The 14,495-nt window shown below is 61.2% G+C and carries 13 protein-coding genes and 1 pseudogene; 5 read left to right on the forward strand and 9 right to left on the reverse strand.

Translation table 11 applies throughout. The features are described 5' to 3' along the window. The first annotated feature begins 103 nt into the window (after nucleotides 1–103). Complete coding sequence (locus AAEZ08_RS21410) at nucleotides 104–889, forward strand: TatD family hydrolase (protein WP_500125108.1); 786 nt, start codon at nucleotides 104–106, stop codon at nucleotides 887–889. A 21-nt stretch (nucleotides 890–910) separates the two neighbouring features. On the opposite strand, the gene AAEZ08_RS21415 is transcribed toward AAEZ08_RS21410, so the two are convergent. From AAEZ08_RS21415 to nfi, 5 genes and pseudogenes are all read right to left on the reverse strand, one after another. After that, on the reverse strand, nucleotides 911–1,624 hold the full coding sequence (locus AAEZ08_RS21415; protein WP_500125109.1) for a methyl-accepting chemotaxis protein: 714 nt from the start codon (nucleotides 1,622–1,624) through the stop codon (nucleotides 911–913). Nucleotides 1,625–1,765: 141 nt separating this feature from the next. Then, nucleotides 1,766–2,908 (reverse strand): annotated as a pseudogene (locus AAEZ08_RS21420) (HAMP domain-containing protein); the annotation flags it as partial. 299 nt (nucleotides 2,909–3,207) lie between these two features. Continuing rightward, the gene (gene ampE, locus AAEZ08_RS21425) at nucleotides 3,208–4,044 is read right to left on the reverse strand and encodes a regulatory signaling modulator protein AmpE (RefSeq protein WP_003283146.1); all 837 of its coding nucleotides are present in this window, start codon (nucleotides 4,042–4,044) and stop codon (nucleotides 3,208–3,210) included. A 15-nt stretch (nucleotides 4,045–4,059) separates the two neighbouring features. Next, nucleotides 4,060–4,611: a 1,6-anhydro-N-acetylmuramyl-L-alanine amidase AmpD gene (ampD, locus tag AAEZ08_RS21430; protein WP_003283145.1), complete on the reverse strand. Its 552-nt coding sequence runs from the start codon at nucleotides 4,609–4,611 to the stop codon at nucleotides 4,060–4,062. An 86-nt stretch (nucleotides 4,612–4,697) separates the two neighbouring features. Beyond that, nucleotides 4,698–5,438 (reverse strand): deoxyribonuclease V, encoded by a 741-nt coding sequence (gene nfi / locus AAEZ08_RS21435; RefSeq protein ID WP_482694370.1) that lies wholly within the window; start codon nucleotides 5,436–5,438, stop codon nucleotides 4,698–4,700. 157 nt (nucleotides 5,439–5,595) lie between these two features. On the opposite strand from nfi, the gene AAEZ08_RS21440 reads away from it, so the two are divergent. Then, nucleotides 5,596–6,585 (forward strand): GlxA family transcriptional regulator, encoded by a 990-nt coding sequence (locus AAEZ08_RS21440; protein ID WP_058065098.1) that lies wholly within the window; start codon nucleotides 5,596–5,598, stop codon nucleotides 6,583–6,585. A gap of 138 nt (nucleotides 6,586–6,723) precedes the next feature. On the opposite strand, the gene zapE is transcribed toward AAEZ08_RS21440, so the two are convergent. The 3 genes from zapE to AAEZ08_RS21455 form a co-directional block, all read right to left on the reverse strand. After that, a complete protein-coding gene (gene zapE / locus AAEZ08_RS21445; protein WP_003283141.1) occupies nucleotides 6,724–7,818 on the reverse strand; it encodes a cell division protein ZapE in 1,095 nt (364 codons plus the stop codon). A gap of 168 nt (nucleotides 7,819–7,986) precedes the next feature. Continuing rightward, nucleotides 7,987–9,345 carry a tryptophan--tRNA ligase gene (locus AAEZ08_RS21450; protein ID WP_003283140.1) on the reverse strand — a complete coding sequence of 453 codons (1,359 nt, stop codon included), beginning with the start codon at nucleotides 9,343–9,345 and terminating at the stop codon, nucleotides 7,987–7,989. 45 nt (nucleotides 9,346–9,390) lie between these two features. Then, nucleotides 9,391–10,017 carry an alpha/beta hydrolase gene (locus tag AAEZ08_RS21455; RefSeq protein WP_500125102.1) on the reverse strand — a complete coding sequence of 209 codons (627 nt, stop codon included), beginning with the start codon at nucleotides 10,015–10,017 and terminating at the stop codon, nucleotides 9,391–9,393. 138 nt (nucleotides 10,018–10,155) lie between these two features. Here AAEZ08_RS21455 and AAEZ08_RS21460 point away from each other — a divergent pair, with 138 nt between their 5' ends. Continuing rightward, nucleotides 10,156–10,587 carry a Z-ring associated ZapG family protein gene (locus AAEZ08_RS21460; RefSeq protein ID WP_003283138.1) on the forward strand — a complete coding sequence of 144 codons (432 nt, stop codon included), beginning with the start codon at nucleotides 10,156–10,158 and terminating at the stop codon, nucleotides 10,585–10,587. Nucleotides 10,588–10,637: 50 nt separating this feature from the next. Here the strand turns inward: AAEZ08_RS21460 and nadC are convergent, their stop codons facing one another. Continuing rightward, the gene (gene nadC, locus AAEZ08_RS21465) at nucleotides 10,638–11,486 is read right to left on the reverse strand and encodes a carboxylating nicotinate-nucleotide diphosphorylase (protein WP_003283137.1); all 849 of its coding nucleotides are present in this window, start codon (nucleotides 11,484–11,486) and stop codon (nucleotides 10,638–10,640) included. Between the two features lie 428 nt (nucleotides 11,487–11,914). Here nadC and AAEZ08_RS21470 point away from each other — a divergent pair, with 428 nt between their 5' ends. Together AAEZ08_RS21470 and AAEZ08_RS21475 are read left to right on the forward strand one after the other, a co-directional pair. Further along, complete coding sequence (locus AAEZ08_RS21470) at nucleotides 11,915–14,161, forward strand: DUF1631 domain-containing protein (protein ID WP_003283135.1); 2,247 nt, start codon at nucleotides 11,915–11,917, stop codon at nucleotides 14,159–14,161. A 116-nt stretch (nucleotides 14,162–14,277) separates the two neighbouring features. Then, a complete protein-coding gene (locus AAEZ08_RS21475) occupies nucleotides 14,278–14,451 on the forward strand; it encodes a DUF3094 family protein (protein WP_003283133.1) in 174 nt (57 codons plus the stop codon). Nucleotides 14,452–14,495: the final 44 nt, after the last annotated feature.

The raw sequence follows: 14,495 nt of genomic DNA on the forward strand, positions 1-14,495 counted from the left end.
TGAGCCGTATGCGGTGAAAGCCGCACGTACGGTTCTTAGGGGGGGACGGGCCAGTAATGGCTTGTCCCTACCCGACCCACTGCTGACCGTACGGAGCCTGCTCGTGCAGCTGATCGACACCCATACCCACCTCGACTTCGAGATGTTCGATGACGACCGCACCGAGGTATTTTCACGCAGCCAGGCTGCCGGTGTAGAGCGCATAGTGGTGCTCGGCGTGCACGAGCCGAACTGGGAACGGGTCTGGCAGCTGGCCTGTACGCAACCAGCCGCGTACGCCGCACTCGGTCTGCACCCAATATTTATCGAGGAGCATCGGGACGAGCACGTGGAGCAGCTGCGCGGCTGGCTGAACCGATTACGAGGGGAATCCAAGCTGTGCGCCATCGGCGAAATCGGCCTGGACTACTACATCCAAGACCCAGACATAGAACGCCAACATCACCTGCTCGAAGCGCAGCTGGCGCTGGCCGCGGAATTCAGCCTGCCGGTGCTGCTACATGTGCGTCGCGCACATGCACCGATGATCGCCATGCTCAAGCGACACAAGCTGCAGCGAAGCGGAGTCGTTCATGCTTTCAGTGGCAGCTTGGAAGAGGCTCGGGAGTACCTGCGCCTGGGCTTCAAGCTCGGCCTCGGCGGCGCCGGCACCTGGCCACAGGCACTGCGGATGCATCGGGTGTTGAAACAACTGCCACTGGAGGCCATTGTGCTGGAGACCGACTCTCCGGACATTCCACCGGCAGGCCACGCCGGTGAGCGCAACAGCCCCGAACTGCTACCAGACATCTGCCGAATGCTGGCCGATCTGAAGGGCATAGACGCCGATGAGCTGGCGGCTGCCAGCTACCATAACAGCTGTGAGTTGTTTGGCTGGCCGCAGACCTGAAAAACCTGCGCCAGCACCGTTTCAGACACGAAACGCACCGATCAGCTGTTGCAGGCGGCCGACCAACTGCGAAAGTTCACGACTCGCCTGCTCGGTGTGTCCGGCACCCTCAGCAGTACGTTGCCCAGCTTCATTGATCGCAACAATATTGCGATCAATATCGTGAGCAACGGCAGTCTGCTGCTCTGCCGCCGCCGCAATCTGCTGGTTCTGATCGACGATCTGGCCTACTGCGCCAAGGATGTTTTCCAACGCCTGCTCCACCTGCGCCGACTGGCCAACCGTGCCTTCGGCCAGCGCCTGACTGGCATGCATGGCATTCACTGCAGCACCGACGCCATTTTGCAAACGGGCGATCATCTGCTCGATTTCCGCTGTGGACTTCTGCGTCCGCTGCGCCAGCCCGCGCACCTCATCGGCGACCACGGCGAAACCGCGACCCTGCTCACCGGCACGAGCCGCCTCGATAGCGGCATTGAGGGCCAACAGGTTGGTCTGCTCGGCGATAGCCTTGATCACATCCAGAACCTGACTAATCGCCTGACTATCGCCAGCCAGCTGGTTGATCACCTGCACGGACTGCTCGATTTCACTCGCCAGCCGCTGGATGCCACCAACCTGGGCCACTACCAGTGCGCGTCCGCTTACGGTTTCCCGGTTGACGCTCTGCGCACTGCCAACCGCCGCTTCGGCGCTGCTGGCAACCTCCTGGGCAGTGGCCGACATCTCGTTCATCGCGGTGGCCACCTGCTCGATCTGGCCGCGCTGCTCAGACACCGTCTGGTTGCTCTCCCCGGAGACGCTTTCGACCCGCTGCGCCTGACGCTCGACTTCGGCGACCGTCTGGCCGACCCGTTCGATCAGCTCACGGATCTGCGCCACGGTGGTATTGAATACCTTACCCAAGTCACCCAACTCGTCACGGCTCTGCACCTGATAACGCGCGGTCATGTCACCGGCGGCGACCTTGCCCATGATCTCGCCGAGACTACGCAGTGATGCACGAGTAGAGGCATAGAAGCCGGCGTACAGGTAAGCCACCAGAAACAGCACTATAGCCAGCGCCGACAGCAGCAAGGTCATCAACAGGCGCTTTTCCTCCAGCCGTTCGGCCAGTTGCACCGCGAGGAAATCGAGAATGGCATCGTTCAATTGATAGGTCTTGGCCATCTGCGCGCTGACGCGCTCGTAGAACTGCTCCCACGGGCGATCCAGCGCCTCGGCCATGATCACCTCGTCCTGCAGGATATCGCTGCTCGCCTGCAGCGACTCACGGCTGGCGGTGGCAAACGACTCAAGCCGACTACGCGCCGCTGCGCTCGCGCCGAGCGCGTCCTGCAACTGCGCCGCGTACTGCACCTGCTGCTTTTCCAGCTCCAGCACAAGGTTGTCCAGCGTATTGCTGGCATCGGAATTCAGATAGCCCTGGCCGAAGGTATAGGAGCCCACTGCGCGCCCCTGACCCAGTGATGCGCTGATGGCCGGCGTCACCGTGGTCAGCAGCTCGGCCAGCAAGCGCACCTCACGGGCGACGTCCTGGCTGAGCCCGGACTGCCCTGCCACCAGCTTGATCATCACCTGTGTCTGGCCCAGCAGTGTTTCGGCCATGGCGGCCTTGGACTGCAACGATTGCTCAGCCTGCGCGGCGCTCAATCCGGCCACCAGCTCATCGCGGCGGGTGTTGAACTCGGCGATCTGCTCTGGCGCATCACCCACTGGCACGAGGGCCTGAAGCTGCGTAGCGAGTTCGCCCTCAACCCTTTTCAGGCCGGCGGCGAGCGCCGCGACATTGCCGGTCTGGCCGATGACCGATTCGATGCGCACCAGGTCCAGCCAGTCCTCCATGCTGCGCCGCACCTGCAGCGTCGAACCAAGCAGATCCAGGCTCTGCAGTTCGGTGCGGGTACCGACGAATTCCCGGTACGAATCACGCACCAGGTAGTAGTTGGTTAGCAACATGGGAACGAAAAACAAGACACTGACCAAGCTGAACTTCATGCCGAAGCTCAGGCGGTTCATGAACGCGATCGCGGGATACAACAGGCTATTCACACGACGTCTCCCAATTTTATTGGTATTGGCTTACACGCTATTGCAGCGCGTAGCAGGGCTCGTCAGAGGATGTCATCTGCCCGGGTTATACGGGATATCGGTTGATGCTTTTGTAACTTAAGGTAATAGCCAAATGATGGCCAGCAGGCAAGCGGTGACCAGCGATAGCGCAAGGCGTCTGGCCTGAGGGTTGCGGCGCTGCAGGGCAAAATGACCATACAGCGGCTTTATGGAGAGCTATTCAGCAGCGATCGCCGCATCGAGGCTCAAGCGAGAATCGTCCAGACCGCGATTACCGCGTACCAGAACACGCGCGTGCGCACCAGCAACGCGGCAATCGCATCGAGCCGCGCGATGCCCGCCTCACCATCGATCACAGGTGGCAGGTCGGCGGCCAAAGGCCCGGCATCGGCCAGCAGCCGACGCGCAGGCACATCCCAGCTCAGCAACTCATGCAGCAGCGCTCGGTTGACTGCGACGAAGTTGCCGACCAGCGCGAAACTGCCCAGCAGGACCCGCACCGGCAACCAGTCGAAGGCATGCCGCAGCTGTTCGGCCCGCTCACGCAATCCGGCAAGCTCCGCATGCTCGGCACACAACGCCAGCAGCCGATACGCCAGCGCCGCCATCGGCCCGAGCAGCAGGTACCAGAAGATGACGGCGAAAAAGCCTTCGTAGCTCTTCCACAGCAGGCGCGCCTGCACCGCTTGCATCAGGCTGGGTGGGTCCTGCTCCTGCAAACCGACGTCACGCTCGGCAGCCAGCGCAGCCGCTTCCTGGTCGCCACGTCGCCACGCATCGCGGAAGGCACCGAGCTCAGCCTTGGCATGGCCACGGCCAAGGCTGTACAGCAGCACCAGCAGATGCAGCGGCAGGCTCAGCCAGCCATAGGCCAAAGGCTCCAACGTCGCCAGCAACAAGCCGAGCAGAGCCACTGGCAGCAACACCAGCAGCAGTAACGCCAACCAGGGTGCATGCTGCATGCGCGAACTGGCCTCGACCTGACGCAGCCGCGCCAGCCAGGGGCCATCGTGCTGCAGCCGTGGCCGCCAATCGGAGAATTTCTCCACCAGCAGCACGAGCAGAATCACCAGAAAACTCATCGTCCGTTCCTTTCATCAGCAGGTAATGGAAGCGTCACGCAGCCTTTGCCAGTCGAACGCCGGGCCGGGATCGGTCTTGCGCCCAGGGGCGATATCGCTATGACCGCATACCCGCTCGGGCGTGATCGCCGGATAGGCACACTGCAGCACCCGGCAAAGCTCGATCAGCGCGTGATACTGCGCCTCGCTAAATGGCTCATTGTCGGTCCCCTCCAGCTCGATGCCGATGGAGAAATCGTTGCAGCCTTCGCGGCCGTCGAAGCGGGAAATACCAGCATGCCACGCTCGATCCAGACAGGAGACGAACTGAGTGATCGCGCCATCACGCTCGATAAGAAAATGCGCCGACACCTGCAGCTCCGCAATCTCCTCGAAGAAGGGGTGCTCGCTGCACTGCAGGCAATTCTGGAAGAACTGCTGAACCTTGCCGGTGCCGAACTGCCCCGGCGGCAGGCTGATGTTGTGAATCACCAGCAGGGATATCTCGCATGCCGGGCGCTGATTGAAGTTTGGCGACGGGCAGTGAAGGACGCCGTGACACCAGCCGGTGGCAGAATCCAGATTCATCATTGAGGCCCATGCTGACAGCAGGCCCGCAGGCTATCGCCTGCGAGAGGCCGCCCGCAAGCCCAGCCAAGCTCTAACCGACGTCCCTACGAGTCGCCGGCCGTGCCAGCTGCCCCGAGACGGCGCGCTGCGGCCTTTTCCTCGCGGCGCGATGCAAGACGATCGGCCAGTCGGGTCGGTTCCGGCAGGCGATAGCGCGTCAGGTAACGCATCACCAGTTGCGGCGCGGTGGCGATGCTCACACGGTTGCCGGGGGAAATGATCAGCGGCCGCACCTTGTCCTTGCTGCGCAGTACACAGCCGATCACTTCGCCGGTTTTCTTGTCACGCAGCTCTACCTGCGCACCACGCGTCAGATCGAGCTCGTCATGCTCGCCGGTGAGCAGCTTCTTCGCCACGCCGATGGTGGGCAAACCGGTCACCACGCCCAGGTGTGCGGCAATGCCAAGGCGCCGAGGGTGTGCGATACCGTGGCCATCGGAGAAGATCAGATCGGGAACGGCCGGCAATTCACCGAGCGCCTGCAGCACGGCGGGCAACTCACGAAACGACAGCAGACCGGGAATGTAGGGCATGTTTGTCGGAATTCGCGCCAGGCTGCTGCCAACCAGCTCCAACGTATCGGCATCCAGCAGAACAGCGGCTGCACGGGTGATGCTGCCGCCCTCCTCGAAGCCGACATCCACCCCGGCAATCAACCGCAACGGCGGAAAGTCATCCTGCAAGCGCACTTGCGAGGCCAGGGTCTGCTGCATCGCTCGCGCCGCGGCCGGACTGCCGTCCCAATCACCGAAAGGTGCGATCGGATATTGACTGGTTTCGCTCATATTTCGCTCCTGTACATCAGCGGTTCGACGCCATACCAGAGCGGCGGTTCAGCCGTCCCGCTTCAGTTCAGGCTAGACAGTGCCGCGAAAAAATAGGACGCTCCAGCCGCCGCACGGCAGTTTTACCCTGTTATTCCACCACAATAATTAGAATCGCATGCCCAAGCTCTCCTCGATCCAGCGCGTCAGCATACTTGCCACCGAAGGGGTATTCGCCTCGACCCTAATGCAGGCCAAGGACTTCTTCCATATGGCCAGCCTGCGCTACGGCAAGCAGCTCGGCCTTGACCTCACCCCAGCCTTCGAAACCCGCCTGGTCAGCCCGGACGGTCAGGCGGTGAACACCTTCAGTGGGACACCCATTACAGTAGATGGCCCGCTGGACAACGCCGACATGGTGATTCTGCCGGCGTTCTGGGGAGATTTCGATGCACTCTGTCTGCGGTTCCCCGAAGTGGCGCCCTGGTTGTCCGAGCGACATGCCGCGGGAAGTGTCATCTGCGGCGAAGCCACCGGGGTGTTCTGGATGGCCCAGGCCGGGCTGCTGGAGGGCCGCGAGGCGACCACCCATTGGCGCTTTGCCAATGACTTTGCCGAACGCTTCCCTGGCGTGAACTTCAGCGCCGACAAGCACCTCACCGATAGCGACAACCTCTACTGCGCAGGCGGCACGACCTCGGCCAGCGACCTGTACATGTATCTGGTAGAGCGTTTCTGCGGCGCCCATGTCGCCCAAGGCATGGCGCGCGATGTGCTGTTCGAACTGCAACGCAGCTACAGCCCAGGACGATTGGGTTTCGGCGGGCAGAAGCTGCATCTGGACACGCGGATTCTGCAGATTCAGGAATGGCTGGAAGCCAACTTCGCCGAAAAGTTTCGCTTCGAAGACGTGGCTCGCCAGCATGGCATGAGCATTCGCAACTTCATGCGGCGCTTCCAGGCCGCTACCGGCGACAAACCCCTGCACTATCTGCAGCGACTGCGTATCGAGACGGCAAAGAGTCTGCTCGCCACCACCGGCAAGAGCATCAAGACAATCAGCTACGAAGTGGGTTACGACGATGCCAGCTTCTTTGCCCGGCTGTTCCGCCAACATACCGAGCTGTCACCCAACCACTACCGCCAGAAATACCGGCCAGAGTCGTAGGGGAACACTGGAAAGCCTATGCTTCCTTGCTGAAGCCTACTGACTGCTCTCAAGCCCCTTCGTGGCCGAGGCCGCCCCTACAAAACGTGCCAGACGTTTGTTGGGCGCGGCTCTGCCTGCGAAGCGGCCAAGGAAACGTCAGGGCTTGTGCGGCCGTGACAGATACTCGTGCGACTGCATTTCCAGCAAGCGACTCAGCGTGCGCTGGAACTCGAACTCCAGTCGACCACCGGCATAAAGGTCCTTGAGCTCGACCTCGGCGGAAAGAATCAGCTTCACGTTGCGGTCGTAGAACTCGTCGACCATGTTGATGAAGCGGCGCGCCATGTCGTCCTTGGCCACGTTCATCTGCTCGATATTGGAGACCAGCACAGCATCGAAAATCTTGCCCAGCTCGATGTAGTCGTTCTGGCTGCGTGGGCCGTCGCACAGGGCGCGGAAATCGAACCAGGCGACATCATTGGCCACCTTGCGCGCCATGATCTCGCGGTTCTCGATCATCAGCGCCTCGTTCTCCAGCACCTTGCAGTTTTCCGTCAACAGGCTGCGGAAGCTCTTTTCCAGACTCAGCTCGGCCTCAGCATCCAGCGGGAAGTGGTAGAGCTCAGCCTGTTCGAGTGCGCGCAGACGGTAGTCGATACCGCTGTCGACGTTGACGATCTCGGTGTGCTTTTTCAGCAGTTCGATCGCGGGCAGGAAGCGCGCACGCTGCAGACCGTCCTTGTACAGACCGTCCGGGACGATGTTGGACGTCGCCACCAGGCTCACGCCGTTCTTGAACAACTCCTCGAGCAGGGTCGCGAGAATCATCGCATCGGTAATGTCGGAGACGAAAAACTCGTCGAAGCAGATCACCCGAGCCTCGTCGGCGAAGCGCTTGCCTATGATGGTCAATGGGTTTTTTTCGCCCTTGAGGGTTTTCATCTCTTCATGCACGCGTTTCATGAATCGATGGAAGTGCGTACGCGTCTTCTGCTCGAACGGCAGCGCATCGAAGAAAGTGTCGACCAGGTAGGTTTTGCCACGGCCGACGCCACCCCAGAAATAGACGCCCTTGATCGGCTCCTGCTGTTTCTTGCCGAACAGCTTGCCGAGCAGGCCGTTCTTGCTGCGATCATCGGCCACCAGATCGTCGTACAGACGCTGCAGGTGACGCACCGCGTTTTCCTGGGCGGCATCGTGGAAAAAGTCAGGACGTTTCAGGTCGGCCTGATAGCGCTCAAGAGGAGTCATGGCAGAGTCTGGGTAGTGAAACGGGGCCGACACTTTAGCGGCGCCCTCGGTGGTTGGCAATTTACTCAGGTCGTTCAAGCGTCAGCCCCCTCGGGACAGCCGTTCCTGGAGATCGCTGCGCACCGGCGGAGCGCAGCCGTATGGTGCGCTCCGCTTGGCAGCAACGTATTACTCGACGAGCGTGGCCAGTGCCTCGCGTACCCGCAGCATCGCAGCATCGAGAGCGTCGGCGCTCTCAAAGCGCGGGCTGTCGGCGATGCACTCATCGTCAAGCCACAGGGTAAATTGATCGCCTTCGTCCTCGCGAAGTTCCAGCGCGTCCGGCCCGCCAGCGATCAGCCGCTGGGTCAGGCTGCCGATCGCCTTCGGATTGCTCAAAGGGCGGGACAGCAGCAGCTCCTCACCATCGGCGGCGAAAAAGCGGAAACGGAAGGCGCCGTCGGCCTCGCGGAAGCTGGCGAAGCGTGCAACCTTGCTGGACTTCTTCTTGGCTGGCGCCGCGCTTTTCACTTCGCTGCGGAAGTTGCGCAAGCCGACAGCCTCACGCAGCTCACCAAGGAACGGCGTGGCGATCCGGCGGGCTTTGGCAGCACCCGCCTGGAGGATATCCTCCAGCTCGGCAGGCTTGGTGATCAGCTGGTGATATAGCTCTCGCGCCTCACCCAGTTCGTTGTCGAGTAGCTCGAACAGGCGCTGCTTGGCATCGCCCCACGCCAGCCCGTCGAGCAGTTCCTGGCGGAAAGCGGCCTGCTGCTGCGCGGTGGCGAATGCCTGGTACAGGGTGAACAGGTGGGAGTTGTCCGGGTCCTTCGGCTCGCCCGGCAGGCGCGAGTCAGTGACGATGCGCGCGACCGCCCCCTTGAGTTCCTTGGCGCTGCCGAACAACGGAATGGTGTTGTCGTAGCTCTTGGACATTTTGCGCCCGTCGAGCCCCGGCAGCGTAGCGACGCCCTCCTCGATCACGGCTTCCGGCAGGGTGAAGAATTCGCGGCCGTTACCGAACAGGTGATTGAAGCGCTGGGCGATGTCACGGGCCATTTCCACATGCTGGATCTGATCGCGGCCAACCGGCACCTTGTGCGCGTTGAACATGAGGATGTCCGCTGCCATCAGCACCGGGTAGCTGTACAGGCCCATGGTTACGCCGGCGTCCGGGTCTTCGCCATTCTCGACATTCTTGTCCACCGAGGCCTTGTAGGCATGGGCGCGATTGAGCAGCCCCTTCGCGGTGACGCAGGTAAGCAGCCAGGTCAGCTCGGGGATTTCCGGCACATCGGACTGGCGATAGAAGGTCACGCGCTCCGCATCGAGCCCACACGCCAGCCAGGTCGCAGCGATCTCCAGACGCGAACGCTGGATGCGCAGCGGGTCATCGCATTTGATCAGCGCGTGATAGTCGGCCAGGAAATAGAAGGAATCGGCGGCTGCATCACGGCTGGCGAGGACCGCTGGGCGGATCGCACCGGCATAGTTGCCCAGGTGCGGCGTGCCAGTGGTCGTGATGCCAGTAAGAATTCGGGTAGTCATTCAGCTGTATCTCAATCGTTGCGCACTGAGGAACGGAAGCGGCGGCTAGAGGCGTGGCGCGACAAGCTCTTTCAGTTCCACCAGTTTGCCGTGAAAAAAGTGGCCGCATTCTGCCACTTTCAGCAGCTCGTGGGGGTGCTGCACCTCGGAGGAAAAGGCGTAGACCGACTCGGCATCGATCACCTCATCCTGCTCCGGCTGGATGATGGTGAGCTGGCAATCGTCCGCCAGCGACAGACTGTTCAGCCGCGACACGGCCGGTGCCACCATCAGCAGACGCTGCACACTCTGCCCCTCGGCTTCCAGGCGCGCCGCCAGGCTGCCGGCAACGAAGCCACCGAAGGAGAACCCCAGCAGCGTCAACGGCAGCTCGGGTTGCTGCTGCCGCAGCCAGCGCATTGCGGCCTCGGCATCATCGACTTCCCCTTCGACCATATCGTGCGCGCCGGCACTGCCACCCACGCCTCGGTAGTTGAAGCGCAGCGTGCAGTAACCTGCGTCGCGCGCGGTACGCTGCAAGGTCGATACCACCTTGTTCAGCATGGTGCCGCCCTTGACCGGGTTCGGATGGCAGATCAGCGCCAGCCCCGCCGGCTGAGGTTGATCAAAGTACAGCGCTTCAAGCGACCCGCAAGGGCCGTCGAGAATGATGGGGGTTTCGCGTTTCAACAAAGCAGGAACTCCGTGACCTTGGGACGAGTCGACTCGTCTTGCTAACTAGCTGCCAATAACCGCCGCCTCGCGTTGCGGTATACAGAGCAGGTACGAGACGTTAACGTAAGCACAGCCGTTTATATAGAGGAAGGACTCGTGGAACAGACCCTCGCGACCTGGTTGCTCCCGATTGTCGGCCTGATCGCCGGCATCGCCATCGGTTATCTGGTGGCCCGCAGCAGCGCACCCAACCGCACACAGCGTCAGGTCGATGACCTGCAAGAGCGCTTCGATACCTATCAGAGTGAGGTGGTTACACACTTCAACACCACTGCAAGCCTGCTGCGCAAACTGACCAACAACTATCAGGACATCCAGGATCACCTAGCCGACGGCGCCGATCGACTAGCGCTCGACGAACAGACCCGCCAACGCCTGATGGCAGCGCTGCACAGTGAAGAAAGCAATAGCCCTCGTGAACGTCTCTCATCGCCGACATTCACCGAGCCACCAAAGGATTACGCGCCCAAGGGTGATGACACCCCTGGCACGCTGCACGAGAACTTCGGCCTGAAGAGCCGTCACTGACCGATCCGCCTGGCGCAACCGCTGCGCCAGGCGCAGCGTCCCTTCCCCGCCTACTGGCGTAAGCGCATCGACAGATCCACCGCACGCACGTGCTTGGTCAGCGCGCCAATGGATATATAGTCCACCCCCGTTTCCGCCACGCTGCGCAGCGTTTCATCACTGATGCCGCCTGACGCCTCGAGCTTGGCCCGCCCGCCATTGACCGCCACCGCGGTACGCATGTCGTCCAGGCTGAGTTCGTCCAGCATGACGATATCGGCACCCGCCAGCAGCGCCTGCTCAAGCTCGCCAAGACTTTCCACCTCAACCTCCACCGGCTTACCTGGCGCAATGCGATGTGCAGCCGCCACCGCTTCGGCAATACCGCCGCATGCCGCAATGTGGTTTTCCTTGATCAGGAAGGCGTCGTAGAGACCGATTCGGTGATTGTGGCACCCGCCGCAGGTGACAGCATATTTCTGCGCCAGGCGCAGACCAGGAATCGTCTTGCGGGTATCGAGCAAGCGCACGCCGGTACCTTCGACCATATCGGCGTAATGACGACAGCGCGTGGCGACACCCGACAGCATCTGCATGAAGTTGAGCGCACTACGCTCCCCGGTCAGCAATGCACGCGCAGGCCCTTCGAGATGGAACAGCACGCGGTCGGCCTCAACCTTGTCGCCATCGGCGACCTGCCAATGAACCGCCACGCGCGGATCAACCTGACGGAATACGGCGTCGACCCAGGCGACGCCGCTGATGATCGCAGACTCGCGGGTGATGACTGCGGCGTGGGCCAGCCGCTCCGCGGGGATCAGCTGAGCCGTGATGTCACCACTACCGACGTCTTCAGTGAGCGCACGGCGTACATTGGCATCGATTTCTGCAGCTAGATCGGCAAGGGTTAGATTCGGCATGACTGACTCCTCAAGATTGCGCGGAGTATAAAGGCTCATCTCGGCGAGGACAGCGACAACCTGCTGAAGCAACACAGACAGCTCAGCGGGCTTTTTTTACCTCCTGGCGGAAAAGCCGCGAGTATCTGTGAGCCATGTCATGTCCAATAAAAAACTGAGCTAGGCATGCGAAAGTGATGCTTATAATGCCTACCAAGAATATTGACGCCACCCAGCTGACGATGCCCTGCTGACGAGGTGTCGTTGTAAAATCGAAACGCTCGGCTATGCTGCGCCAGGATCCGGTTTGACAGAAGAAACCCGCTCAACGATTGCGGGCTCGCCCGGTACCTTCCGCCTTGCCCTGCAGATTTGGTTACCTTTTATAAGACGCTGTCTGAATCTGGCGTTGTGACCGCCCTAAGCAAGGCGACCGCAGGAGAGTCTCGATGCGAACCGACGCGAAAGTGGTGCAGCTGAACAAGGCCGCCCCTGAGCACAAGCCTTCTTCACCGGCAGGACGACTGCCCGTGGCGCTCATCAGTGTGCGCGATAAGGCAGCTCAGCAGCTGCGTCAGGCTCTGCAATCGTTGTTCGACAACGCCGATGACTCGCTCTTCGAGATTGCCGACCGCGCAACCAGCAATGTCGAACAAAATGCCTTCTTCGAAGCAATGCGCGACCTGCGCATGAAGCGTCGCAATATCGAGCGCGGATTTCTGCAGCAGTTATTCGAAGCTTTCGCCAAGCTCAACCAGTACGAAATCGGCAAGCCACCTGCCATGGATGAGGTTTCGTTCGATAGCCTTTCGCTGGTACAGAACGACGATTTGGAAGCGTCCGTCGCAGTCGACACAATGGTCGCCAAGGTCATGAGTCGCGCGGCTCAGCCACTGGGACATCTGACCACGCGCATGAATGCGCTGATCAGCAAGAAGCTTGACGACAAGAGCAACCCGCTCGGCCCCCATGCACTCTGCGACTATTTCATTGAGGCAAGCAGCAGCCTCGGCGTGGAAATCAAGGTCAAGCTGATCATCTTCAAGCTCTTCGAGAAGTATGTACTCGGTGATCTCGACCAGCTGTATGCCGAAGCCAATCAGACACTGGTGGCGGCCGGCATTCTGCCAGAGCTTCAATCAGCTGCGCCTCGCCGCCAGCAGCGTCCTGGCGCACCGGCGGGAAGCCACACGCCTTCGGCACCGCTTGGTCATGCCGTTCACGCCGACGAAGGCCTGCAGGAAGCTGCTTTTAGCGCGCTGCACAGCCTGCTCTCCGAGCTCCGCGGCAGCAGTGCATTGCCAGCTCGCAACATTCCCAACGATGCCATACCGATCTCCAGCGGCGACCTGCTCCGCCTGCTGTCGCACATGCAAACCCGCGCGCCGCAAACCGTCGATGATTTCGATCTTCAGCAGCAACTCGGCAGTTTGCTGAGCCGAGTCAGCGCCAAGAGCGGCAAGTCCCGCGTGGTCGGCGAGATCGATGACGACGTCATCAACCTCGTTTCCATGCTGTTCGAATTCATCCTCGATGATCGGACCCTGCCGGACTCACTGAAAGCACTGATCGGCCGACTGCAAATCCCGCTGCTCAAAGTGGCCGTGCTGGACAAGACATTCTTCAGTCGCGGCAGCCATCCGGCACGTCGCCTGCTCAATGAAATCGCATCGGCCGCGATGGGCTGGGGCGATCAGGACGAGGCGCATCGCGACAGCCTTTACCAGAAAATCGAGCAGATCGTTGCACGCCTGCTCAACGACTTCGTCGACGACCCCGCCATCTTCTCCGAACTGCTGGCAGATTTCCTCGCCTTCATCGGCGACGAGCGACGCCGCAGCGAGCTGCTCGAACAGCGCACCCGCGATGCCGAGGAAGGCCGCGCCAAGGCCGAAATCGCTCGCCAGGAAGTGGAATACGCGCTCAATCAGCGCCTGCTAGGCAAGACGCTGCCGGAAGTCGTGGTTCGCCTGCTGCAGGAAGCCTGGAGCAAAGTCCTGCTGCTCACCTGCCTGAAACACGGCACCCAATCCGAAGAGTGGCAGGCCGCCCTCGACACCATGGATGACCTGGTGTGGAGCGTGACGCCACATGAAGATGACGAATCGCGGGCCCGCTTGCTGGAGTTGGTGCCAAGCCTGCTCAAAGCACTGCGCGACGGACTGGTCAGTGCGGCTTTCGACCCCTTCTCTACGGGCAGCTTCTTCACCCAGCTCGAAGCACTCCACGTTCAGACCCTGCAGCGGTTCCAGCAGCCACAGAACGATCTAGACGAGATCGAGCTGAATGGCGACGGCGCAGCCCAAATCACGGCTGATACTGCACCCACCATGGTCGAGGTGGTTGATGAGATCGTTCTTCTGGCACCCGGCGAAAGCCGCGAACAAGAACCGGAAATCAGCCTGCCGGATAACGACCAGGCCTTGATTCAGGTCGACAACCTCCGGGTAGGCAGCTGGGTCGAGTTTCAGGAAGACGAGGAGCACAAGCTGCGCTGCAAGCTGGCTGCCGTGATCAAGCCAACCGGCAAGTATATCTTCGTCAACCGTACCGGCATGAAAGTCCTGGAAAAGACCCGCATGGGCCTGGCAACGGAGTTTCAGCGCGGTGCGATTCGACTGCTCAACGACACCCTGCTGTTCGATCGTGCGCTGGAGTCGGTAATTGGCAACCTGCGCAAACTGAAGAACACCTGACCCATCCGTGAGCATGCCGTCCGGCATGCTCACCCCTCGCGCGGCAAAACGCCGCACTTCACGCTTGGCTTTTGACCCTGCGCAGCTAGAATGCCTGCATCCTATTCGAGGTGCCTATGCCAAGCCGCCTGAAGCCCGAAGACCAGCAGCGCGTTGACGAATACCTCCGCGCGCCCCAGCACCAAGTCGAGCGCCAGCCTTTTAGGCCCTGGCTTTTGCTGCTTCTCGTGCTGGTCGTAGTGGTCGGGCTCGGCTTGCTGAGCCGCCTCTTGAGCCGCCTTGTGCTTTGAGCCTCGCTCGCCTGGCCGCCCCCGCCGATTTCCTTGCAGCTATG

The organism is Pseudomonas sp. E45-MNA-CIBAN-0222, from assembly GCF_040310405.1.
Taxonomy (GTDB): domain Bacteria; phylum Pseudomonadota; class Gammaproteobacteria; order Pseudomonadales; family Pseudomonadaceae; genus Stutzerimonas; species Stutzerimonas stutzeri_AC.